General features: G+C 69.2%; 19 protein-coding genes, 1 tRNA gene and 8 pseudogenes. 9 read left to right on the forward strand and 19 right to left on the reverse strand.

The features are described from left to right. Positions 1 to 9 precede the first annotated feature (9 nt). Entirely contained in the window at positions 10 to 444 is a 435-nt protein-coding gene (locus QQK48_RS02325; RefSeq protein WP_284329278.1) for an NADPH-dependent F420 reductase, read from the forward strand. Next, complete coding sequence (locus QQK48_RS02330) at positions 441 to 611, forward strand: hypothetical protein (RefSeq protein ID WP_284327355.1); 171 nt, start codon at positions 441 to 443, stop codon at positions 609 to 611. The genes QQK48_RS02325 and QQK48_RS02330 overlap by 4 nt, the downstream gene beginning before the upstream one ends. A 5-nt stretch (positions 612 to 616) precedes the next feature. Here the strand turns inward: QQK48_RS02330 and QQK48_RS18760 are convergent, their stop codons facing one another. The 6 genes and pseudogenes from QQK48_RS18760 to QQK48_RS02355 form a co-directional block, all read right to left on the reverse strand. Then, positions 617 to 853, reverse strand: a complete 237-nt coding sequence (locus QQK48_RS18760) for an MmyB family transcriptional regulator (RefSeq protein ID WP_348523391.1) — start codon at positions 851 to 853, stop codon at positions 617 to 619. Continuing rightward, complete coding sequence (locus QQK48_RS02335; protein WP_348523392.1) at positions 789 to 1,526, reverse strand: helix-turn-helix transcriptional regulator; 738 nt, start codon at positions 1,524 to 1,526, stop codon at positions 789 to 791. The genes QQK48_RS18760 and QQK48_RS02335 overlap by 65 nt, the downstream gene beginning before the upstream one ends. Next, a complete protein-coding gene (locus QQK48_RS02340; RefSeq protein ID WP_284327356.1) occupies positions 1,523 to 1,954 on the reverse strand; it encodes a (R)-mandelonitrile lyase in 432 nt (143 codons plus the stop codon). Before QQK48_RS02340 ends, QQK48_RS02335 begins: the two co-directional genes overlap by 4 nt. Positions 1,955 to 1,974: 20 nt before the next feature. Next, a pseudogene (locus tag QQK48_RS02345) lies at positions 1,975 to 2,961 on the reverse strand (aldo/keto reductase). 52 nt (positions 2,962 to 3,013) lie between these two features. Further along, a complete protein-coding gene (locus tag QQK48_RS02350) occupies positions 3,014 to 3,775 on the reverse strand; it encodes an SDR family oxidoreductase (protein ID WP_284327357.1) in 762 nt (253 codons plus the stop codon). A gap of 76 nt (positions 3,776 to 3,851) precedes the next feature. Then, positions 3,852 to 4,909: pseudogene (locus tag QQK48_RS02355) on the reverse strand (zinc-binding dehydrogenase). Between the two features lie 132 nt (positions 4,910 to 5,041). Here QQK48_RS02355 and QQK48_RS02360 point away from each other — a divergent pair. The 7 genes and pseudogenes from QQK48_RS02360 (at position 5,042) to QQK48_RS02390 (ending at position 9,465) form a co-directional block, all read left to right on the forward strand. After that, positions 5,042 to 5,937 (forward strand): annotated as a pseudogene (locus QQK48_RS02360) (aldo/keto reductase). A gap of 166 nt (positions 5,938 to 6,103) precedes the next feature. Next, on the forward strand, positions 6,104 to 6,238 hold the full coding sequence (locus QQK48_RS02365) for a hypothetical protein (protein ID WP_284327358.1): 135 nt from the start codon (positions 6,104 to 6,106) through the stop codon (positions 6,236 to 6,238). A 61-nt stretch (positions 6,239 to 6,299) separates the two neighbouring features. Further along, positions 6,300 to 6,587, forward strand: a complete 288-nt coding sequence (locus QQK48_RS02370; protein ID WP_284327359.1) for a hypothetical protein — start codon at positions 6,300 to 6,302, stop codon at positions 6,585 to 6,587. Then, positions 6,496 to 7,416 (forward strand): annotated as a pseudogene (locus QQK48_RS02375) (family 43 glycosylhydrolase); the annotation flags it as partial. The gene QQK48_RS02370 and the pseudogene QQK48_RS02375, both read left to right, overlap by 92 nt. Positions 7,417 to 7,597: 181 nt before the next feature. Then, complete coding sequence (locus tag QQK48_RS02380; RefSeq protein WP_348523393.1) at positions 7,598 to 8,518, forward strand: LamG-like jellyroll fold domain-containing protein; 921 nt, start codon at positions 7,598 to 7,600, stop codon at positions 8,516 to 8,518. 79 nt (positions 8,519 to 8,597) lie between these two features. Further along, entirely contained in the window at positions 8,598 to 9,206 is a 609-nt protein-coding gene (locus QQK48_RS02385) for a hypothetical protein (RefSeq protein ID WP_284327361.1), read from the forward strand. Further along, on the forward strand, positions 9,196 to 9,465 hold the full coding sequence (locus QQK48_RS02390) for a hypothetical protein (RefSeq protein WP_284327362.1): 270 nt from the start codon (positions 9,196 to 9,198) through the stop codon (positions 9,463 to 9,465). Before QQK48_RS02385 ends, QQK48_RS02390 begins: the two co-directional genes overlap by 11 nt. Before the next feature lie 16 nt (positions 9,466 to 9,481). Here the strand turns inward: QQK48_RS02390 and QQK48_RS02395 are convergent, their stop codons facing one another. From QQK48_RS02395 to rplU, 13 genes and pseudogenes are all read right to left on the reverse strand, one after another. Further along, positions 9,482 to 9,694 (reverse strand): helix-hairpin-helix domain-containing protein, encoded by a 213-nt coding sequence (locus QQK48_RS02395; protein WP_284327363.1) that lies wholly within the window; start codon positions 9,692 to 9,694, stop codon positions 9,482 to 9,484. Positions 9,695 to 9,774: 80 nt separating this feature from the next. Further along, positions 9,775 to 9,849 (reverse strand) — tRNA-Ala (locus tag QQK48_RS02400). Between the two features lie 94 nt (positions 9,850 to 9,943). Continuing rightward, the gene (locus QQK48_RS02405) at positions 9,944 to 10,309 is read right to left on the reverse strand and encodes a histidine phosphatase family protein (protein ID WP_431308390.1); all 366 of its coding nucleotides are present in this window, start codon (positions 10,307 to 10,309) and stop codon (positions 9,944 to 9,946) included. After that, positions 10,236 to 10,550: pseudogene (locus tag QQK48_RS21020) on the reverse strand (histidine phosphatase family protein); the annotation flags it as partial. The pseudogene QQK48_RS21020 and the gene QQK48_RS02405, both read right to left, overlap by 74 nt. Before the next feature lies 1 nt (position 10,551). Next, positions 10,552 to 11,172, reverse strand: a complete 621-nt coding sequence (locus tag QQK48_RS02410) for a histidine phosphatase family protein (RefSeq protein ID WP_284327365.1) — start codon at positions 11,170 to 11,172, stop codon at positions 10,552 to 10,554. An 11-nt stretch (positions 11,173 to 11,183) separates the two neighbouring features. After that, positions 11,184 to 11,456, reverse strand: coding sequence for a ribosome silencing factor (gene rsfS / locus QQK48_RS02415; RefSeq protein ID WP_348523395.1), 273 nt, complete (start codon positions 11,454 to 11,456; stop codon positions 11,184 to 11,186). An 83-nt stretch (positions 11,457 to 11,539) separates the two neighbouring features. After that, positions 11,540 to 13,150, reverse strand: a complete 1,611-nt coding sequence (locus tag QQK48_RS02420) for a hypothetical protein (RefSeq protein WP_284327366.1) — start codon at positions 13,148 to 13,150, stop codon at positions 11,540 to 11,542. A gap of 44 nt (positions 13,151 to 13,194) precedes the next feature. Beyond that, positions 13,195 to 13,959 (reverse strand): nicotinate-nucleotide adenylyltransferase, encoded by a 765-nt coding sequence (nadD, locus tag QQK48_RS02425; protein ID WP_348523396.1) that lies wholly within the window; start codon positions 13,957 to 13,959, stop codon positions 13,195 to 13,197. 58 nt (positions 13,960 to 14,017) lie between these two features. Continuing rightward, the gene (locus QQK48_RS21025) at positions 14,018 to 14,839 is read right to left on the reverse strand and encodes a glutamate-5-semialdehyde dehydrogenase (RefSeq protein WP_431308269.1); all 822 of its coding nucleotides are present in this window, start codon (positions 14,837 to 14,839) and stop codon (positions 14,018 to 14,020) included. 523 nt (positions 14,840 to 15,362) lie between these two features. Next, positions 15,363 to 16,478, reverse strand: a complete 1,116-nt coding sequence (gene proB, locus QQK48_RS02435; protein WP_284327367.1) for a glutamate 5-kinase — start codon at positions 16,476 to 16,478, stop codon at positions 15,363 to 15,365. Positions 16,479 to 16,595: 117 nt separating this feature from the next. Then, a pseudogene (gene obgE, locus QQK48_RS02440) lies at positions 16,596 to 18,122 on the reverse strand (GTPase ObgE). A 141-nt stretch (positions 18,123 to 18,263) separates the two neighbouring features. After that, positions 18,264 to 18,519 (reverse strand): annotated as a pseudogene (gene rpmA, locus QQK48_RS02445) (50S ribosomal protein L27). 14 nt (positions 18,520 to 18,533) lie between these two features. After that, positions 18,534 to 18,843: pseudogene (gene rplU, locus QQK48_RS02450) on the reverse strand (50S ribosomal protein L21). Positions 18,844 to 18,943: the final 100 nt, after the last annotated feature.

Genomic DNA, 18,943 nt, shown 5'->3' on the forward strand with positions numbered 1-18,943 from the left:
GGCACGGTCCTGGCGAGGCTCGCGGTCGCGGCGGGCTATCGGACGCTCGTTGCAGGTTCGCGCGAGGCCGATCGGATTTCCCTGACCGTCGACGTCCTCGCCCCCGGCGCGGTCGCCACGACCGCCGATGCCGTGGTCGCCGAGGCCGACGTGGTCATCCTTGCGTTGCCGCTGGGCCGGTTCCACGAACTCGACCGCGACGCGCTGACAGGCGTCATCGTCGTGGATGCCATGAACTACTGGTGGGAGGTCGACGGCGAGCGCGCCGACCTGACCGATCCGCGCACCACGTCGAGCGAGATCGTTGCCCGCCACCTTCCGGGGGCGCGCGTCGTGAAGGGCCTGAATCACATGGGCTACCACGACCTCGACGAGGACACCGCCGCGCGGGCGAGCCTGGCAGGCGCGCCATCGCAGTCGCGGGAGACGACGACACTGCGGTGACCACCGTGGCGAGGCTCGTGGATACGCTCGGCTTCGACGCCGTCCGCATCGGGGGCCTGCATGCGGGACGCGCGCTTCAGCCGGGTAACCCTGCGTTCGGCGCGAATACCGATGCCGTGAACCTCGTGCGCCTCGTCGAGGCCGCGAGCGCCCGCCAGCCCGGCTGAGCGGATCAGCCCGCCTGGACCGACGGGCCGAGCACGGAACTGTCGAGCGCGAGGAACTCCTCGCGCTGGGTGGCGGCCCACGATCCTAGGATGGCGAGCGCATCGGCCGTCGGCGAACCGGGCGGCGCGGTGTAGACGTTGAGCGTCAGGCCAGGCGTGCTCGCCAGCGGCAACGACTCATACGTGAGGTCGAGGTCGCCCGCGACAGGGTGGTGCAGCCGCTTGAGGCCGCTGCGGTGCAACGTGACGTCGCGCGATGCCCAGTGGCGCCGGAACTCCTCGGAGCGGGTCGAGAGCCTCTCCCACGAGCGTGATCAGCCGCTTGTCGTGCGGGTGACGTCCTGCCTCCATCTGGAGCATGGCCACGCCGTCGTGGGCGATCTGCTCGTAATCGCGCCAGAACGTCCTCGCTCCGGGGTCGAGGAACGTGAACTTGGTGGTGTTGACGGGACGCTCGGTGGACGCGTCAAACAGCGGCGAGTAGAGGGCGCGGCCCAGCAGGTTGGCCGCGATGATGTCGTGGCGATCGTTGCGCACCCACGCGGGGACCCCGGTCATCCCGTCCAGAATCGTGCGCACCGACCACGGCACGGCCGCATCGGCCCTTCGGCCAGGCGTACGCGCGGGCCCGGCGGCACGCGCCAGGTCGAAGAGGTGCTCCCGCTCAGCCTCGTCGAGGCGCAGCGCGGTGGCGAGGGCGTCCAGCACCGAGTCCGAGGCGCCCGCGAGATTCCCGCGTTCCAGACGCACGTAGTAGTCGGCGGAGACTCCGGCGAGCATCGCGACCTCCTCGCGGCGCAGTCCCGCCACACGGCGGCGACCGCCGAAGGCTGGAAGCCCGGCCTCCTCAGGCGTGACGCGGGCGCGTCGGGAGGACAGAAATGCCTTGACCTCGTCGGAATTGCGGGGGCTCATGACCCCACCGTAGGCGCCGCGGGGTACTCATCGCTCGTGAGCAGGTCACCCCACTCCGTCTCGGGATCGTCGGCGTCGGCGTCGGCGTCGGGACGCTCCCACAGCGCGAGGTGGCACATGAACTGGTCGCCCGTGGCCCCATGCCAGTGCCACTCGCCCGCCGGCGTGTAGACCGTGTCGCCGGGGCGAAGCGTGATGAGTTCGCCGCCGCGGGACTGGACGTAGCCCAGGCCCTCGGTCACGTGGAGCGTCTGCCCCACGGCGTGACGGTGCCACGCTGTGTGCGCACCAGGAGTGAAGCGCACCAGGTTGAGGCGAGTGCGTGACGCACCCGTGCCCGAGTAGTAGGCGTTGAAGTACACGTCGCCCGTGAACCATGCGGCGGGTCCCTTCACGGTCGGACCCTTGGGCTGGACTTCAGTGCTCATGCTGACTCCTTAGCGGTGGCCTAGAGGCCAACCATCGACATGTGGGTGGGGTGATAGCGATCGCCTGCGACGCCGATGCGGTCGGCCAGTCCGTCGAGGTCGGCGACGTCATCGGCGCTCAAGGGCAGGCGGGCCGCGGCCGCGTTCTCGTCGACACGTTCGCGACGCCGCGTACCGGGGATGGGCGCGAGGTGGGGGTCCTTGGCCAGGAGCCACGCGAGCGCCACCTGGGCCGGTGTCGCATCCTTCGCGTCCGCGAGCGCGGTGACGTGGTCCACGAGCGCGTAGTTCGCGGCGAGGTTGTCCTTGCTAAAGCGTGGCACGGTGCCGCGAATCTCGCCCGCGGCAAACGTCGCCCCGAGCGACCGCGCCCGTGAAGAACCCCTTCCCGAGCGGGCTGAACGGCACGAAGCCGATGCCGAGTTCGCGGCACGCAGGCAGGACCTCACGCTCGGGGTCACGCGTCCACAGCGAGTACTCGCTCTGCACCGCGGTGACGGGGGTCACGGCATGAGCGCGGCGCAAGGTAGCCGCACCGGGCTCGGACAGTCCGAAGTGGCGCGCCTTGCCCTCCGCGATGAGTTCGCCGACGGTGCCCGCGACGTCCTCGATGGGAACCTGGGGGTCGACGCGGTGCTGGTAGAGCAGGTCGATGGTCTCGACATGGAGTCTCCTGAGCGACCCCTCGACGGCGGCGCGGATGGTCGCGGGACGCGAGTCTGGCCCGCCCATCGATCCCGAGCCGAGGTCGAAGCCAAACTTGGTGGCGAGCACCACCCTGTCCCTCACGGGCGCGATGGCCTCTCCCACGAGGCTCTTCGTTGTCGAATGGCCCGTACACCTCTGCGGTGTCGATGAGCGACACTCCGGTCTCGATGGCGTGACGCAGCACGCCGATCATGTCGTCACGGTCGCCGGGATTGGGGCCGTAGGCTCTGCGACATCCCCATGGCGCCGAGTCCGATGGCCGAGACCTCGAGCCCCTGGCCGAGTGTTCTGGTGTGCATGGTGTGACTCCTTCGTGGAAGAGGGCGACGGCTACCGCCGAGAACCCGGTGATCAGGCGCGCAGTCGCGCGATGTCGGCGAGCACCTCGGCGGGCTCGTCCGCGAGGGCGACGCCCGCATCGTGGGCTCCCGCGAGCGCGAGCGCATCGTCCTTGTCGAGGGCCGCGAAGGCGACCTCCCAGTCGTGGGGCTTGGCGCCGGACGCGGCGAACAGTTCAAGCGTGACGTCCGTCGCTGCGTCGGACGTCAGCGACGCGACGAGCGTGCGGGCGATGTCGCTGCGCGCCACGCCACGACGGTCGTTGAGCGGGGTGGTGTCGCCCTGCTCGAGGACGAGTCCTGTCTGCTCGGTGGTCTCGTTGTCGAACCACCCGGGCCGGACGATGGTGTGGGGCAGCCCCGCCGCGCGCACGAGCCGCTCGGAGCGGCGCTTCCAGTGCAGCACACCGCCGTAGACGTCGCTTCCCACTGAGACGGACATCGAGGTCATGAGGGCCACTCGCGGTCGGCTCTCGCCGAGCGCCTCGATGAGTCGCGCGACTCCTTGGTAGTCCACGGCGTGGGGATCGCCGCCGTGAGTGAGGACGATGCCGTCGGCCCCGGCCACCGCGTCGGCCAGCCCCTCGCCGGTGGCGAGGTCGCCCCTGACCAGGGCGACGGAGTCGGGAAGCACGGCCCTGGCGCGGCTGGGGTCGCGCACGAGCGCTCGGACCGAGAAGCCCCGGTGGACGAGGTCGTCGACGACGAGGCGGCCGATGGAGCCGGTGGCGCCGATCGCAAGGACCGTCGCTCCGGGGGAAAGGGTGGACGTCATGAGTGCTTCTCCTTCCGTGCCGCGCCCAGCGGTCGCCTCTCGGCGAGCGCTACCGGGCCCGATGACACGCGTGGGACTAGAGGCTTGGGTCGATCATGACCTTGAGCGCCTCGCGGGAGTCCATGGCCTGGTATCCGGCGGGGACATCGTCGAAGCCGAGGGTCCGGTCAAAGACCTTGCCGGGCTCGATGACGCCGTCGAGAACCTGCGTGATGGCGTCCTCCATGTAGGCGCGCACCGGGGCGGGGCCACCCGCCAGGCGCGCGTTCTTGCCGAACAACGAGCCGAAGCCCACGGGTGCCAGGCTCGTACTGCGGGACACCCACGCGAGAGATCACCCCGCCGGGACGGACCACGCCGTAGGACTGCTCGTAGGCGGGCATGTGGCCCACGGCTTCGAGCACGGCGTGCGAGCCAAACCCTCCGGTGAGTTCGAGGACCTTCGCCACGCCCTCGTCCCCGCGCTCGGCGACCACGTCGGTGGCGCCAAACTCGCGGCCCAGGTCGGTGCGCGAGGCGTGACGACCCATCAGGATGATCTGCTCGGCGCCCAACTGCTTGGCGGCGAGCACCGCGCCAAGGCCCACCGCGCCGTCGCCCACGACGGTGACGGACTGGCCGGGAGCCACCTGCGCCATGAAGGCCGCGTGGTAGCCGGTCAGGTAGACATCGGACAACGTCAGGAGCGAGGCGAGCAGCGCCTCGTCGGCCGTATCGGGGTTCACCCCGGGCACCTTGACCAGTGATCCGTTGGCAAGCGGGATGCGGGCGACCTCTGCCTGGAGGCCTCCCACCGCCGTATTCCCGTACCAGCCGCCGTGGGGGCAGGCGGTCTGGAATCCCGCGCGGCAGATCTCGCACGTGTTGTCCGAGAACGCGAACGGGGCGATCACGAAGTCGCCGGGCTTCACGTAGGTGACGTCGGCGCCCACCTCCTCGACCACGCCGATGAGCCTCGTGGCCCATGGGGTTACCCGCGTCGCTTGCGGGCATCGAGTGGTAGGGGTGCAGGTCGGAGCCGCAGATGCAGGTCCGGGTGATGCGGACGATGGCGTCGGTCGGTTCCTTAAGTTCAGGGGCGGCGACGTCCTCGACTCGCACGTCTCCTGCTCCGTACATGAAGGTAGCCTTCACGGGTTTCTCCTCGGGTGGCGGGAATGGGTACCTGACCATCGTGACAACCGCGAGGCGACCGCGACAGTTCCGGCCAAGACAGGTACTGGCATGACCTGTCACGGCCGCAGGTGCCGTGCCTACCGTGGAGTCATGACCACCACGATCACCCTGAACAATGGCGTCACGCTGCCCTCCGTGGGCTACGGCGTGTTCCAAACCCCGCCGGACGAGACCGCCACCGCGGTCACCACCGCTCTCGATGCGGGCTACCGCATGATCGACACCGCTGCCGCGTACGGAAACGAGTCCGGCGTGGGCGAGGCGCTGCGTCGTACGGACCTCACCCGCGACGACGTGTTCCTTGAGACGAAGGCCTGGATCACCGACTACGGCTACGACTCGACGCTCCATGCCTTCGAGAAGGCTTCCGCCAAGCCTGGGCGTCGAGCAGATCGACCTCTTCATCCTCCACCAGCCTCTCAACGGCGACGAAGAGACATACGCCCTCGAGGCCTACCGCGCCCTCGAGACCCTGTACGCGGACGGAAGGGTGCGCGCGATCGGCGTGTCCAACTTCCTTCCCCACCACCTGGACCGCCTCCTCGACGGGCGCACCATCGTGCCTGCGGTGAACCAGATCGAGGTGCATCCGTACTTCCGCAACTCGGAACTCCTCGCCAAGCACGAGCAACTGGGCATCGTGTCGCAGGCATGGTCGCCGCTGGGCGGCATCACGTTCTACCCGGGGTGGGGCGACGATGCGCGTCGCAGCACGCTGGAGGACCCCACTATCGGCCAAATCGCGCACACCCACGACGTCACTGCGGCCCAGGTGATGCTTCGCTGGCATGTCCAGCAGGGGCGCCAGGTGATCCCCAAGTCGGTCACCCCGGCCCGCATCGCGCAGAACATGGACGTGTTCGGCTTCACGCTGTCCGACGCCGAGCCTCGCCCAGATCGACGCACTAGACACCGGAGCGCGCGGTGGCCCCGATCCGGCCGCCAACACTCGCGAGAACCGCTACCGCGAGATCCCCGAGGCCTGAGGACGGCGGCTGCGGGCCCCGGACGCTTGAGCGCCCGGGGCCCTCATCTGTCTGCGCCAGGATGCTCTTGCACCTTTGCTTTACATCGTTGTAAGGTCCGTGCCGAGGCATGCCGAGGAGAGGTCGGCCACCTCGTCTCTGTCCAACGACGAACAGGAGATCCCTCGTGGCAACCCTCCCCCGCGGAAGGCGGCTCACCGCCGTCGCCGCGACCACGGCATCGGCCGTAGCCCTCACCGCGGCGCTCACAGGCGCCGCCCCCGCCAGGCTCGACCACGGAATTCGGCCGATCATGGCTTGACCCGTACCGCGACCCCGCAAACCCCACCTTCACGGACGTCACCGTCCATGACCCCTCGATCGTGAGCGATGGCGACCAGATCTGGGCCTTCGGCTCTCACGGCGCCTCGGCGTACACGGCTGACCTCGTGAACTGGACCCAGAACTCGATCGACCTGTCTCAGTCGGCCGACAACCCCTTGTTCGAGGACGTGTACACGGAGCCTGGCGGAGACCTTCGAGTGGGCGCAGACCAGCACCCTCTGGGCCGCCGATGTCATCGAACTACCCGACGGCACGTTCGCGATGTACTACAACGCCTGCAAGGGCGACTCGCCACGCTCGGCCCTCGGCATCGCCACCTCCGATGAGGTGGACGGCCCCTACGAGAACCAGGGCATCCTCCTGAAGTCCGGCATGTGGGACCAGGAGTCAGAGAACCCGGGCGAGATCTACGACGCCACGGTCCACCCGAACGCCGTGGACCCGGACGCGTTCTACGACGCCGAGGGCAACATGTGGATGGTCTACGGGTCGTACTCGGGCGGCATCTTCATCCTCGAACTGGACCCCGAGACCGGTGTCCCGCTGCCCGGTCAGGGCTACGGAAAGCACCTGGTGGGCGGCAATCACTCGCGGATCGAGGCTCCGACCATTCGCTACGACGAGGAGACGGGCTACTACTACCTGTTCCTGTCCTTTGGCGGACTCGACGCGAGCGGCGGCTACGACGTGCGCGTGGCCCGCTCCACGTCCCCGGACGGCCCCTACCTGGACGCGGAGGGCAACGACATGTCCACGGTCAAGGGCGCCGAGGGCACCATCTTCGACGACGCCACCATTCAGGAGTACGGCGTCAAGGTCATGGGTGGCTACGAGTTCCCGCGCCTGCTCGGCGACCCCGGCGAGGGCACCGGCACCGGCTACGTGTCCGCTGGCCACACGTCCTGGTATGACGACCCCGACTCGGGCCAATCCTTCATGGTGTTCCACACTCGTTTCCCCGGCACAGGCGAGATGCACGAGGTCCGCGTTCACCGCATGGAAATGAATGCCGACGGCTGGCCCGTCGTGATGCCGACCCGCTATGGCGGCGAGGGCAACCTCCGGGCCAAACTGACGGAGATGATCGGAGACTGGCAGTTGGTCGACCTCGGCCACGACATCACGGCGGAGCCCGCGCTACCGTCGGATGTGCGGTTCACCGCGCTCGGGCGCATCACAGGAGACCTGACGGGCACCTGGCGCCTGCGAGGCACGGACAAGGTGGAGCCTGCGCATCGACGGTCGGACCTACTCGGGAACCATCTCGCGCGGCTGGGACGAGACCACCAGCGCATGGGCGCCGTCGCTGTCCGTGGTGTCCGACGAAGGTGTCACCATGTGGGGTCGCGGCGTCGACGTCCTCGCACCCAGGAAGGCCGTCGACGCGGTCGTCGACGAACTCACGCTCGGCAACACCTCGGCGGTCGTGGCCGACCTCAACCTGCCCGTCGAGGGAACTTCGGGAACGGTCATCGCCTGGGCGTCGAGCGACGAGTCAGTGGTCTCGTCCGCGGGCGCCGTCACGCGCCCGGCGGCAGGCGAGCCGGACGCCACCGTGACACTCACGGCGACGGTGGCCAACGGCAAGCGCAGCGCGACCGTCTCGTTTGACGTGACGGTCAAGGCGCGTCCGCTCGGCGGGACCGTGGGCACCTGGTCCTTCGAGGACACGCTGGCGGACGACGCCGGCGCCCTGACCGAGCCCACGGTCACCGGGAACCGTGCCGACAACACCGGCGGCTCCGTCTCCTACGTCGCCGATGGCGCGGTGGGCGCGGCGCTCCACCTCGACGGAGCATCGGGCGTACGCCTTCCGGACGGCCTCGTGCAGGGCGACACGTACTCGTTCAGCATGTGGCTGCGTCCCGACGCGCTCACGCAGTACACGAGCGCGTTCTTCGCCGCGAGCGCCTCGAACCAGTGGCTCAGCGTGGTGCCGAAGGGCTGGAACGGCGACACGATGCTGTGGTCGAACGTCGGGTCCGACTACTTCGACGGCCTGACCGGGGACCTCATCCCCGCGGGTGAATGGACGCACGTGGCGGTCACGGTGGACGAGGGCGATGTCACGTTGTACCTGAACGGTGAGGCCGCGTACGCCGGCACCGGGTTCCTGGACGCACTGACGAGCCCCACCGCCGTCTTCGCCATCGGCGTCAACTACTGGGACACCCCCTACCAGGGTGACGTCGACGAACTCCTGGTGTCGTCGTCCGCCCTGACTCCTGATGAGGTGGCAGCCCTCGCAGGCGCCTAGCCCCGCACGACGGAGGGCCGATGCAGTGGTTGCCCACCGCATCGGCCCTCGGTTGTTGCTGCTCGCCTAGGATCTCCCCATGACCGACGGAAGCCTCGCCCGCCTGACAGATCCCCGCTCCCCCGTGTACGGCGTCGCCTCCGCAGCGGCCGTCACGGCGCTCGCCCTGGTGGAGCCCCGCAGGCTGTCGGTCGGTGGCCGCCTGGCCTACCGTGCCGCGATCGCGGGCGTCACCGCCTGGGGAGTGTGGGCGGAGTCGCGTCACGCGCCGGAGTATCTGGTGTCGCCGCTGACGCGCGCTGGTCTCACGGTCGGCGCGGCGGGTCTGGCGTTCGGTGTCGCGGAGGCGGGAGAGGCCGCCGATGCCCGGCTGGCCGATGCCCTGTCGCGGCGCGGCGTTCCACGGCCGCGTGTGGCACTGGCCGCGGCGACCGGTGTCGCCTCGCTCGCCAGTTGGTGGTGGGGTTCGCGCCACGCCGACGCCGCCGATGACCCGTGGCTCGAGGTCGACGATGCCGTCGAATTCACGGACGTGCCCGCCGAGACTCGCCTCCTGGCGCTCCGACTCCTGTCCGCGACCGATCAGTGGGGCGCGGCGGCGCTGCGCGAGCAGGCTCTCGGCGGCGCGCCTCGTGGCGTACTCCTGGGGCAGCGACCCGTCCCATCAGCAGTTCGACGTGCCCGCTGACGCTCCGCGCGCCGTGCCGGGCGACGCACGCTTCCCCGTGACGGGTCGCTTCGAGGACGACGGCCGGACGTATGCGGTGTCGCTCCACGTGACCGAAGGAGCCCTCGAGTACCTCGAGGTGCATCCTCTTGGCGACGACGAGGGCACCTGGGTCTACCTCGGAAATGAGGCCGACGATGCGGCGATCGCGTTGCCCGACGCGGAACGTGTCGAACTGTGGGTCGAGACCGACCAGGGAGCCGAGCGCTTCGAGGCGTAGCCTCGGGCCGCCGGGCCTAGTCGCGCAGGTCCACCCCGCGCCGCTCGCACTCCTCGGCAAGGATACGGATGGCCTTGGGACCCACGCCGTGAAGCGCGAGGAGTGCCCGCCTGCCCAGGGCCGCCGCATCAGCAACTGTCGTGACGCCCATCGCCAGCAGCGCGCTATTCGCGGGCCGTCCGAGCGGCGGCAGATCGCCGATCTGTGCGGGGGTGTCCCTCGTGCTCATGCGACCGACAGTATCGCGTTCAGAAAGGCGAAAAGCCGCCCCGAAGGGCGGCTTTTCTACGATGCTGTCTCAACACATCGTGGAGCCTGAGGGGACTCGAACCCCTGACCCCCTGCATGCCATGCAGGTGCGCTACCAGCCTGCGCCACAGCCCCGTGATCTTTCGATCCCGTGCCCCTGAGGGCGAGAGAAATACTAGCCCAGATTTCGCGAGAAACCTAATCGCCTCCGGAGGGCCCGCGGTGACGCCTACGGCGCCCCCAGTCCGTAGTGCTCCAGGTGCCAGGCGCCAGACTCGGACTGAGTGACGATCGACCATGCGGCGTGAGGCACGTGCCCCAGGATGCGCGACGTCGGCGGCTGCTCGATGAGGTCGAGGATGCCCAGCATGATCGCCGAGCCGTGGCTTGCCACCACCACCGGAGCGTCCTCGCCAGCCAGCGAACGCAGGCCGGCTCCTACCCTGGCCGCGACCTCGGCGGCGGTTCCCCAGCCATCGATGGCGGGGTCCTCGCCGCGGCGGCGTGCCGCGAGCCTCGTCGGGCCAGTCGCGTTCGATCTCCTGCCACGTGAGGCCCTCCCACACGCCGTACGAGCGCTGGGTGAACGCCGGATCGACCTCCACCTCCACTCGCGGCTGGGTGAGGATCGCCAGTTCCTGAGCCGATTCCCTGGCGCGCGCGAGCGGAGACGAGACGATGCGTGCCGGGGCGCCGTAGCGCTCGAGGATCGCCCTCGCGGCCTCGCCCGCCTGCGCACGGCCACCACCACCGAGCGTGACGTCGAGGCCGCCCTGGAGGCGCCCCTCGACGTTGTAGGCGGTGCGGCTGTGCCGCCACAGGATCAGGGTGGTCACGCTATCGCCACCGTCTCTGCGGTGACGTTGTGGCGGTCGAGAGTCCAATCGCCGCGCTCCCGGCGGGCGAGCCTGCGACCAGGCCGTGTTGCCCAGATTGCCGAGCGTGCGGTGGGTCAGCGGAAGGTGAAGCAGCCCGTGAAGTCCTACGCGGATGCAGGCTTCCGTGCGCGAAGGCCACGAGCGTGCGCCCCTGCTCTTCCGCCTTATCAGTCCAGTCTTCGACACCGGCGATCATGCGCGATTGGACGGCGCTGTGCTCCTCAAAACCCGGCAGCATCGGATCGCCGTGCGCGTGCCACAGCGCCACCTCATCGGGCCAACGCCGCTGCCGCTCCTCGGGGGTCACGCCTTCCCAGACCCCATAGGCCCGTTCACGCAGGCGATCGTCAACCACGACGTCCACACGGAGCCGGTCCGCCAACGCGTGAGCCGTATGCCTGGCGCGCTCAAGCGGCGATGCCACGATGATCGGGTTATCACCGACGCGGCCCACGAGGGCCGCGGCAGCGGATTCGGCCTGGCGGCGTCCGAGCGCCGTCAGCGGAATGTCCGACGACCCCTGGAGCAGGCCCTCCACGTTCCACTGGGTCTGGCCATGGCGGACGAGGAAGACCTGCATCGGAGGAATGCTTACGCGTCCAGCGAGACGACCGGGCAGTCCTTGTACAGGCGCTCGAGGTCGTAGTAGACGCGCTCCTCTTCGTGCATGACGTGCACGTAGATGTCCGCGAAGTTCAGCACAATCCACCTGCCCTCACGGTGGCCCTCGCGCGCGATCACCTTGGCGCCGAGCGCGTGCAGCGATTCTTCCACCGCCTCGGCGATAGCACCCACCAGGCGCTCGTTGCTGGCCGAGGCGAGCACAAAGACGTCCGTCAGCGGGAGCCTGCTGGCTGACGTCAAGGGCGATGACGTTTTCCGCCTTCTTGTCGTCGGCGGCCGCCGCGGCGGCGCGCGCGAGCCGATTGCGTGTGTTGTTGCTGTCATCAACCCATTCCTGCCACGTTCCAGACGACGACGCCGAGCACGAACGCGACGGCGCCGAGCACGGCGACTTGCGCCCATCCAAAATGCCGCGCGCCGCCCGCGGGACCGAGTTCCGGCCGCTCGCGACGTTCGACTTCAATCTGCCCCGTCGGCACGGGCTCGACCGGGGGAAACTCACCGGTGTGCACCGCGCTCAGCGGACGCACTCCCGAGAGGTCGGGCCGCGGCAGCGGCTCACTCTCGAGCTCGTCCTCGTCGATATCGACCTGCTCTTGCACCTGGACCTGCGGAAGGGCCGCGGTGCTCAGCGGGTGGGCCTCCCACATCGACGGAGCGGGCGCCACGTCCACGGGAGCGAACGCCGCAGCGTCCACGGGCGCCGTGCCCTCAACCTCGGTGGTGTCCGAGGGGGCGACAGGGATCGCTCCGGTGCCGAGGATGGCGTCGAAGGACGGCTGCTCGGCGACGATGCCCTCTGCAGCGTCCGGGGTACGTTCCAGCGGCTCCTGTGCGGTCCACGACGTCACGGGGCTCGGCTCGCTGATGACGGGCTGGGCCACCGGCTCGGCAGGCGTGTGCACGGCCGCACCGAGCGCGGCGCCGGCGGCTGCGGAGGTAGCGATCCACGGGAAAGCCTGGTCGTCGCGCTGTGCCTCGGCCTCGGCGTCGTCGATCACCAGGGTCGTGTCGTCGACGGAGAGCACGTCTGCATCGGCCGCTTGGAGCTCCTCAGCGGCGTGCTCGGCTTCCTTCTCCACCTGTGGGTCGAGCGAGACCAGGGACTCAGGCTCGGCGTCGAAAACGGGCTCGGGCTCAGGCTCGGCTTCGACAAGTGGCTCGGGCTCGGGCTCGGGCTCGCGCTCGGGCGATGGACTCGCGTCCTCAGCGGCGTCGCGCGCCTGCTGCTCCATCGCCTTGCGCTGAAGCGAGCCCGGGGGGAACAACGCGGCAAACATCTCGGGAGACATACCCGGCGGCATACCGAGCGGCGAGGCGGACTCCACCTCGGGCTCGGGCTCCGTTGCGGCGACAGCCTCCGCCTCGGGCTCCGGCTCCGGCTCGACAACAGCCTCAGGCTCCGGCTCCGGCTCCGGCTCCGGCTCGACAACAGCCTCAGGCTCCGGCTCCGGCTCGACAACAGCCTCAGGCTCCGGCTCCGGGTCCGGCTCCGGCTCAACAACAGCCTCGGGCTCGGGCTCCGGTTCCGGCTCGACTTGCGCCTCGGCGGCGGGAAGCAGCGACGTGCGGCGAGGCGCCTCCTGCGGAGCGTCAACTTCCTCGGCGGATTCCACCGCAACCGCGTTGACGACTCCGCCATGCTGACGCTCCAGGCGTGCCTGTGCGGCGGTCTCGGCGTCACGCTGAGCGGCCTCGGCCGCCTCACGTTCGATCTTCTCCTGCTCGGCGATGCGCGCGGGCGTCATGGCGGGGATCTGTCCCGTCGCGAGCATCTCCTCCTCGGCCGTCCACGTCTCGACGGGGTGCTCGAGGCGCTCGATACGGCGGCGCTCTCTGCGGCTGAGGTTCAGGCCGTCGGTGGCGGGGATGCCTGACGTATCGAGGCCCGCCTCCAGGGGCGTGGTGTCCTCGGTGCGTGCGGCGTCGCGCAACTCCTGCGCGCGTCGCTCACGGCGTGAGAGCCTGCCGGCTCTCGTCAGTCATCCATTCCTCCCGCGTACAGGTCATGCTCCGCGATGTAGTCGGCGACCGCCCGGGGAACCAGGTAGCGGATCGGCGCACCTGCCCTCACCCGACGGCGGACATCGGTCGAGGATACCGCCATCGCGGGAACCTCGACCAGCGTATGCGCCATGTCGAGGTCGGGCAGTGAGTGACCCGGGCGGGTCACACCAATGAAACGCGCGAGCTCGGTCAGACGCTCCGCGTCCTTCCACTCATGCAAGCGCGCCAGGGCGTCGGAGCCCGTGATGAAGTGCAGCAGCGCATCGGGCATCTGCTCGTGGAGGTCTGTCAGCGTGTCGAGGGTGTACGTCACTCCCCCACGCACCACATCCACATCAGACACGGCCAGTCGCTCGTCGCCCTCGACGGCGAGACGACACATCTCGAGGCGATGCTCGGGCGGGGCAGCAAGTCGGTCCAACTTGAACGGTTGGCTGTTGACCGGCACGAGCAGCACCTGGTCCAGGCGCAACGCGGCCGCGACCTCTGAGGCCGCGGCCAGGTGCCCATGGTGAATGGGGTCGAACGTGCCGCCCAGGACGCCGATGCGGCGATGCGGGGTGGTCACGTCGATGCGGGCGTCCGTCAGTGACGGGTGCCGATGCTCCGGAAGGCGTAGGTGACGCCCAGCAGTCCCATGAGGACACCGAACGCGATGAGCCCGAACACGGGTGCGGGGAACGGCAGGCTCGTTGACGACGTGCTCGGCGGCCTCGGCGATGACGACGGTGCTCACAGTGGGGACTTCCTCTCGTGACGGTAAGGGTTGTGATTATTCCACGGTCAGGGAGCGCCTACGGGCGCACGTGCCCGTCGCCGTACGCAATCCACTTGGTGGTGGTCACTCGCCCAACCCCATCGGCCCCCTCGCGTGGAGCCTTCTGCGTGGAGATGCCAATCTCCGCGCCCAGGCCAAACTGCGCTCCATCGGTGAAGCGGGTGGAGGCGTTGACCATGATCGCGGCCGTATCAAGGCGCGAAGAGAATTGCTCGGCGGCGGCCAGGTCGTCGGTCACGATGGCTTCGGTGTGGCCCGTCGTGTAGCGCTGAATGTGTGCGATGGCCTCGTCGAGGTCGTCGACGACCTTGACCGCCAGGTCAAGGCTCAGGTACTCGGTCGCCCAGTCCTCGTCCGTGGCGGCCACAGTCGGCACCTCCGCGGGCGCGAGCGCCGCCGTGGCCGCATCGGCGTGCAGCACCACGTGCGCCTCATGCAGCGCCTTGAGGACCGCAGGGAGGACGTTCTGTGCCGCGTCGCGGTGCACCAGCAGCGTCTCCGCGGCGTTGCAGACCCCCACGCGCTGCGCCTTGGAGTTCAGCACAATCTCCACCGAGCGGTCCACGGGTGCGGAGGCGTCAAGGTAGACGTGGCAGTTGCCCTCACCTGTCTCGATCGCGGGCACCGTCGAGTCACGCACGACCGTCTGGATGAGGTCGCGGCCACCGCGCGGCACCAGCACGTCGACGAGCCCACGGGCGTTCATCAAGACACGCGCACCTTCGCGGCCATACGCGTCGATGGACTGCACGGCGTCGCGCGGCAGGCCCGCGCCCTCGAGCGCCTCCTGCAGCACGGCAACAATGACCTCGTTCGAGCCTGGCCGCAGCCGAACCACCGCGCAGGACGGCCGCGTTGCCCGACTTGAGTGCGAGGCCTGCGGCGTCGACCGTCACGTTGGGTCGCGCCTCGTAGATCATCCCCACGACCCCCATGGGCACCGCCTTCTGGAGGAGGCGCATGCCGTTGGGCAGGGTCGAGCCCCGCTTGACCTCGCCGACCGGGTCGGGAAGCGCCGCAAGGTAGCGCAGCGCGTCGGCAATGGCCGCGATCCGCTCCTCGGTGAGGGCCAGTCGGTCAAGAAGGCCAGGCGACATGTCGTTGGCCCGGCCTCGCTGGAGGTCCTGGCCGTTGGCCTCGATGATGCGCGCCGACTGGGCCACCAGAGCATCGGCCATCGCCTCGAGGGCGGCGTCCTTCACGGTACGTGTTGCCGTCGCCAGTGCGCGCGAGGCGACCTTGGCGCGCTGGCACGCCTCGAGAACAGCACGCTCGATATCGGCGGAGATGGCGGTGTCGGTCATGCCTGCGAGTCTAGCGACGGCGAGGCGGAGCGAAACAGCCCCGAATGGAGCGACGGGCTACATCACCACGAGGTCGTCGATATGCACCAGTTCGTGGGCAAAGTGTTCGCCCAGTCGGTCCCGCAGCACGTCGGTGCTCAGACCCTTCATGGTCACTGCCTCGTCGGCACTAAAGCCCGCAAAGCCGCGCGCCACCACCGTGCCGTCGGGACCGATGAGGTCCACGGGCTCCCCCGCCTCAAACGCTCCCCGCACATCAGTGACGCCGGCGGCAAGCAAGGATGCGCGGCGACCACGCAGGGCACGCGCCGCCCCAGCATCCACCACGATGGTGCCGCGCGTGCGTGCCGCGTGAGCGAGCCACTGGAGGCGAGTGGTGTCGCGCTTACCTGTGGCGTGGAAGAGCGTGCCCACCCGGCGTCCCGCCAGGGCATCGGCCGCCGACGGCGCCGAGGCGAGCACCACGGAGATGCCTGACGTCGTCGCGATGGATGCGGCCTCGAGTTTGGTGATCATGCCGCCGGTTCCGAGCGCGCTGCCGCGCTTGGAAACGTCGACGCCGCCGATCTCGTCGGGTGAGTGCACCTCGTCGATGCGCTCCGCACCCTCCGTCCCAGGGGCCGCCGTGTACAGGCCGTCGACGTCGGTGAGCAACACGAGCGCGTCGGCGTGAACCACGGTGGCGACGAGCGCCGCGAGGCGGTCGTTGTCTCCAAAGCGAATCTCGTCCGTCGCGACCGCGTCGTTTTCGTTGACGATGGGGAGCACGCCGAGGTCGAGCAGGCGGTTGAAGGCCCGCTGAGCGTTGTTGTAGTGCGAACGCCGGGCCATGTCCACCGCGGTGAGGAGGACCTGTCCCACCGTCACGCCGTGGTCCTCGAACGCCGCCGAGTAGGCCGCCACGAGCACACCTTGACCGACCGAGGCAGTTGCCTGCGCGGTCGCGAGGTCCTTGGGTCGCGTCGGCAAGCCCATGGGTGACAAGCCCGCTGCGATGGCACCCGACGTCACCAGCACCACCTGGCGGCCCTCGGCGCGAACGCCCGCGATGACATCGGCGAGCCGTCTGACCGCGGCGCCGGAGAGGCGTCCGTCGGCTCCCGTCAGCGACGACGAGCCGATCTTCACGACCACCCGTCGCGCCTGGGCGATGCTTTCACGCACCTCGCTCACCGCTCTCCCCTCGTCACACGGCTTGCTGCCGTGCCTCCTATCCTGGCGCATCGGAGCGGTGGTAGGAGACGCGCCATCATCGTGCGACGCTTCGCGAGGGCCGAAGCGTCCCGTGGCCTAGTCGTCCGAGGTCGGGTCCGTCCACACGCCCGCATCGCGCTCACCACGCAGTTCGTCACGCGCGGCGCTCTTGGCGTCCATGCGCTCCTTGTGGTCGGCGCGCTTCTGCGCACGGGTGGCACGGCCGTCGCCGCGTTCGTGCTGCTCGACGCGGAGGTCGGAGCCGCGGGCACCGAGGAGCCTCGGCGCCGGCCATCATCGTGGGCTCCCAGTCGAACACCACGCCGCCCTCGCGAGGGCCAATGAGCACCTCGGAACCGGGAACCGCACCCGCCTTAAAGAGCGCCTCTTCGACGCCCGCTCGCGCGAGACGGTCCGCGAGGTAGCCCACGGCCTCGTCGTTGACGAAGTTGGTCTGCTTGACCCAGCGCTCGACCTTCGCGCCGCGCACGTGGAAGTAGTCCTCGGCCCCGTCACGGACGTGCTTGACGGTGAAGCCGCCGTCGTCGACGGCGCGCGGCCGGACGATGATGGGCGCGGACTCGCTCGGGCTCCTGGGCTCGGTGCTCGGTGACCATGGCGGACAGTGCGAAGCCGAGTTCGCGCAGGCCCTCGTGGCTCACGGCGCTGACTTCGAACACCGGCAAGCCGGTCTGTTCGGCTCCTCGCGCACCATCGCGGCGAGTTCACGGCCATCGGGCACGTCGATCTTGTTCAGGATGATGATCTGCGGCCGCTCGGCGAGCGGAACGCCGCTGATCGCCTCGTCACCGGTGTACGCGCGCAGGCTCGCCTGCGATGACCTTGAGATCGTTGACCGGGTCACGGTCGGTCTCAAGCGTCGCGGTGTCGAGCACGTGCGCGATCACCGCGCAGCGCTCGATGTGGCGCAGGAAGTGGTGGCCGAGGCCCTTGCCCTCCGACGCGCCGGCGATGAGGCCGGGGACATCGGCCATCGTGAAGCGGTTCTCTCCCGCCTGCACCACTCCCAGGTTGGGCACCAGCGTGGTGAAGGGGTAATCGGCGATCTTGGGGCGCACCTGGCTCATGGCGGCGATGAGCGAGGACTTTCCCGCGCTGGGGTAGCCCACCAGGGCCACGTCGGCGATCGACTTCAGGCTCGAGGATGACCGAGGCCTCCTCGCCGGGCTCACCGAGCAATGCGAAGCCGGGTGCCTTGCGCTTGGTGGTCGCCAACGCGGCGTTACCCAGTCCCCCACGTCCGCCCTGCGCGATGACGCATTCGGCGCCCTCGCCCACCAGGTCGGCGATGACCTCGCCATCCGGAGCCTTGACGATGGTGCCGTTCGGCACTCCCAGGCGAAGATCCTTGGCGTTGGCGCCGTGACGCATGTCGCCCGCGCCCTGGTTACCGTTGTCCGCCACCCGGTGCGGGAGGTGGTGGTAGTCAAGGAGCGTCGTGACCTGCGGGTCCACCACGAGCACCACGGAGCCGCCGCGGCCACCGTTGCCACCGTCGGGGCCGCCCAGAGGCTTGAACTTTTCGCGGTGCACGGAGGCCACGCCGTGGCCACCCTTACCTGCCGTCACGTGGAGCACCACGCGGTCGACGAACGTCGCCATGCTCGTGCCTCCTGTCGGGCCGATGTTGCTGCGGGTCGACGGCCGGGTCTCGCGGCGAGCGGACCCATGCGTCTCAAGATAGACGTCAGGGGCGCCGCCGTTAACGGCGACGCCCCTGACGAGAAGTTGTGTGTGCGGTACTTAGACCGCTGCCACCACGTCCACGACCTTGCGGCCACGACGGTTGGTGAACTGCACCGTGCCTGCCTCGAGGGCGAACAGGGTGTCGTCCTTGCCGCGGCCCACGTTGAGGCCGGGGTGGTGGTGCGTGCCACGCTGGCGGATGATGATCTCGCCGGCGTTGACGGCCTGGCCGCCGAAGCGCTTCACACCCAGGTACTGGGGGTTCGAATCGCGGCCGTTGCGCGAGGAGCCTCGCGCCCTTCTTGTGTGCCATGAGTGTCTCCTCGCTTACTTAATGCCGGTGACCTTGAGGCGCGTCAGGCTCCTGGCGGTGGCCGATGCGCTTGCGGTATCCGGTCTTGTTCTTGTACTTCAGGATGTCGATCTTCGGGCCGCGCTCGTCACGAATGACCTCAGCGGTCACCTTGACCTTGGCCAGCGCCTTCGCGTCGGAGGTGACCTTGTCACCGTCGACGAGCAGCACCGGGGCGAGCTCGACGGTCGAGCCCTGGTCGGCCTTGAGACGGTCCACAACGAGGATGTCGCCCTCGGAGACCTTCTCCTGGCGGCCGCCCGCCTTCACAATCGCGTACACCATGAATCTGTCCTTCAAAGCTTTGGTTGATTTCCTGCCGCTGCCATGCGAGGCGCAGGCAGGTCTCGGCGCTCGCGCGCCGACGTACAAATATACGCTCCGC

The organism is Demequina litorisediminis (assembly GCF_030161615.1).
GTDB classification, from domain to species: Bacteria; Actinomycetota; Actinomycetes; order Actinomycetales; family Demequinaceae; genus Demequina; species Demequina litorisediminis.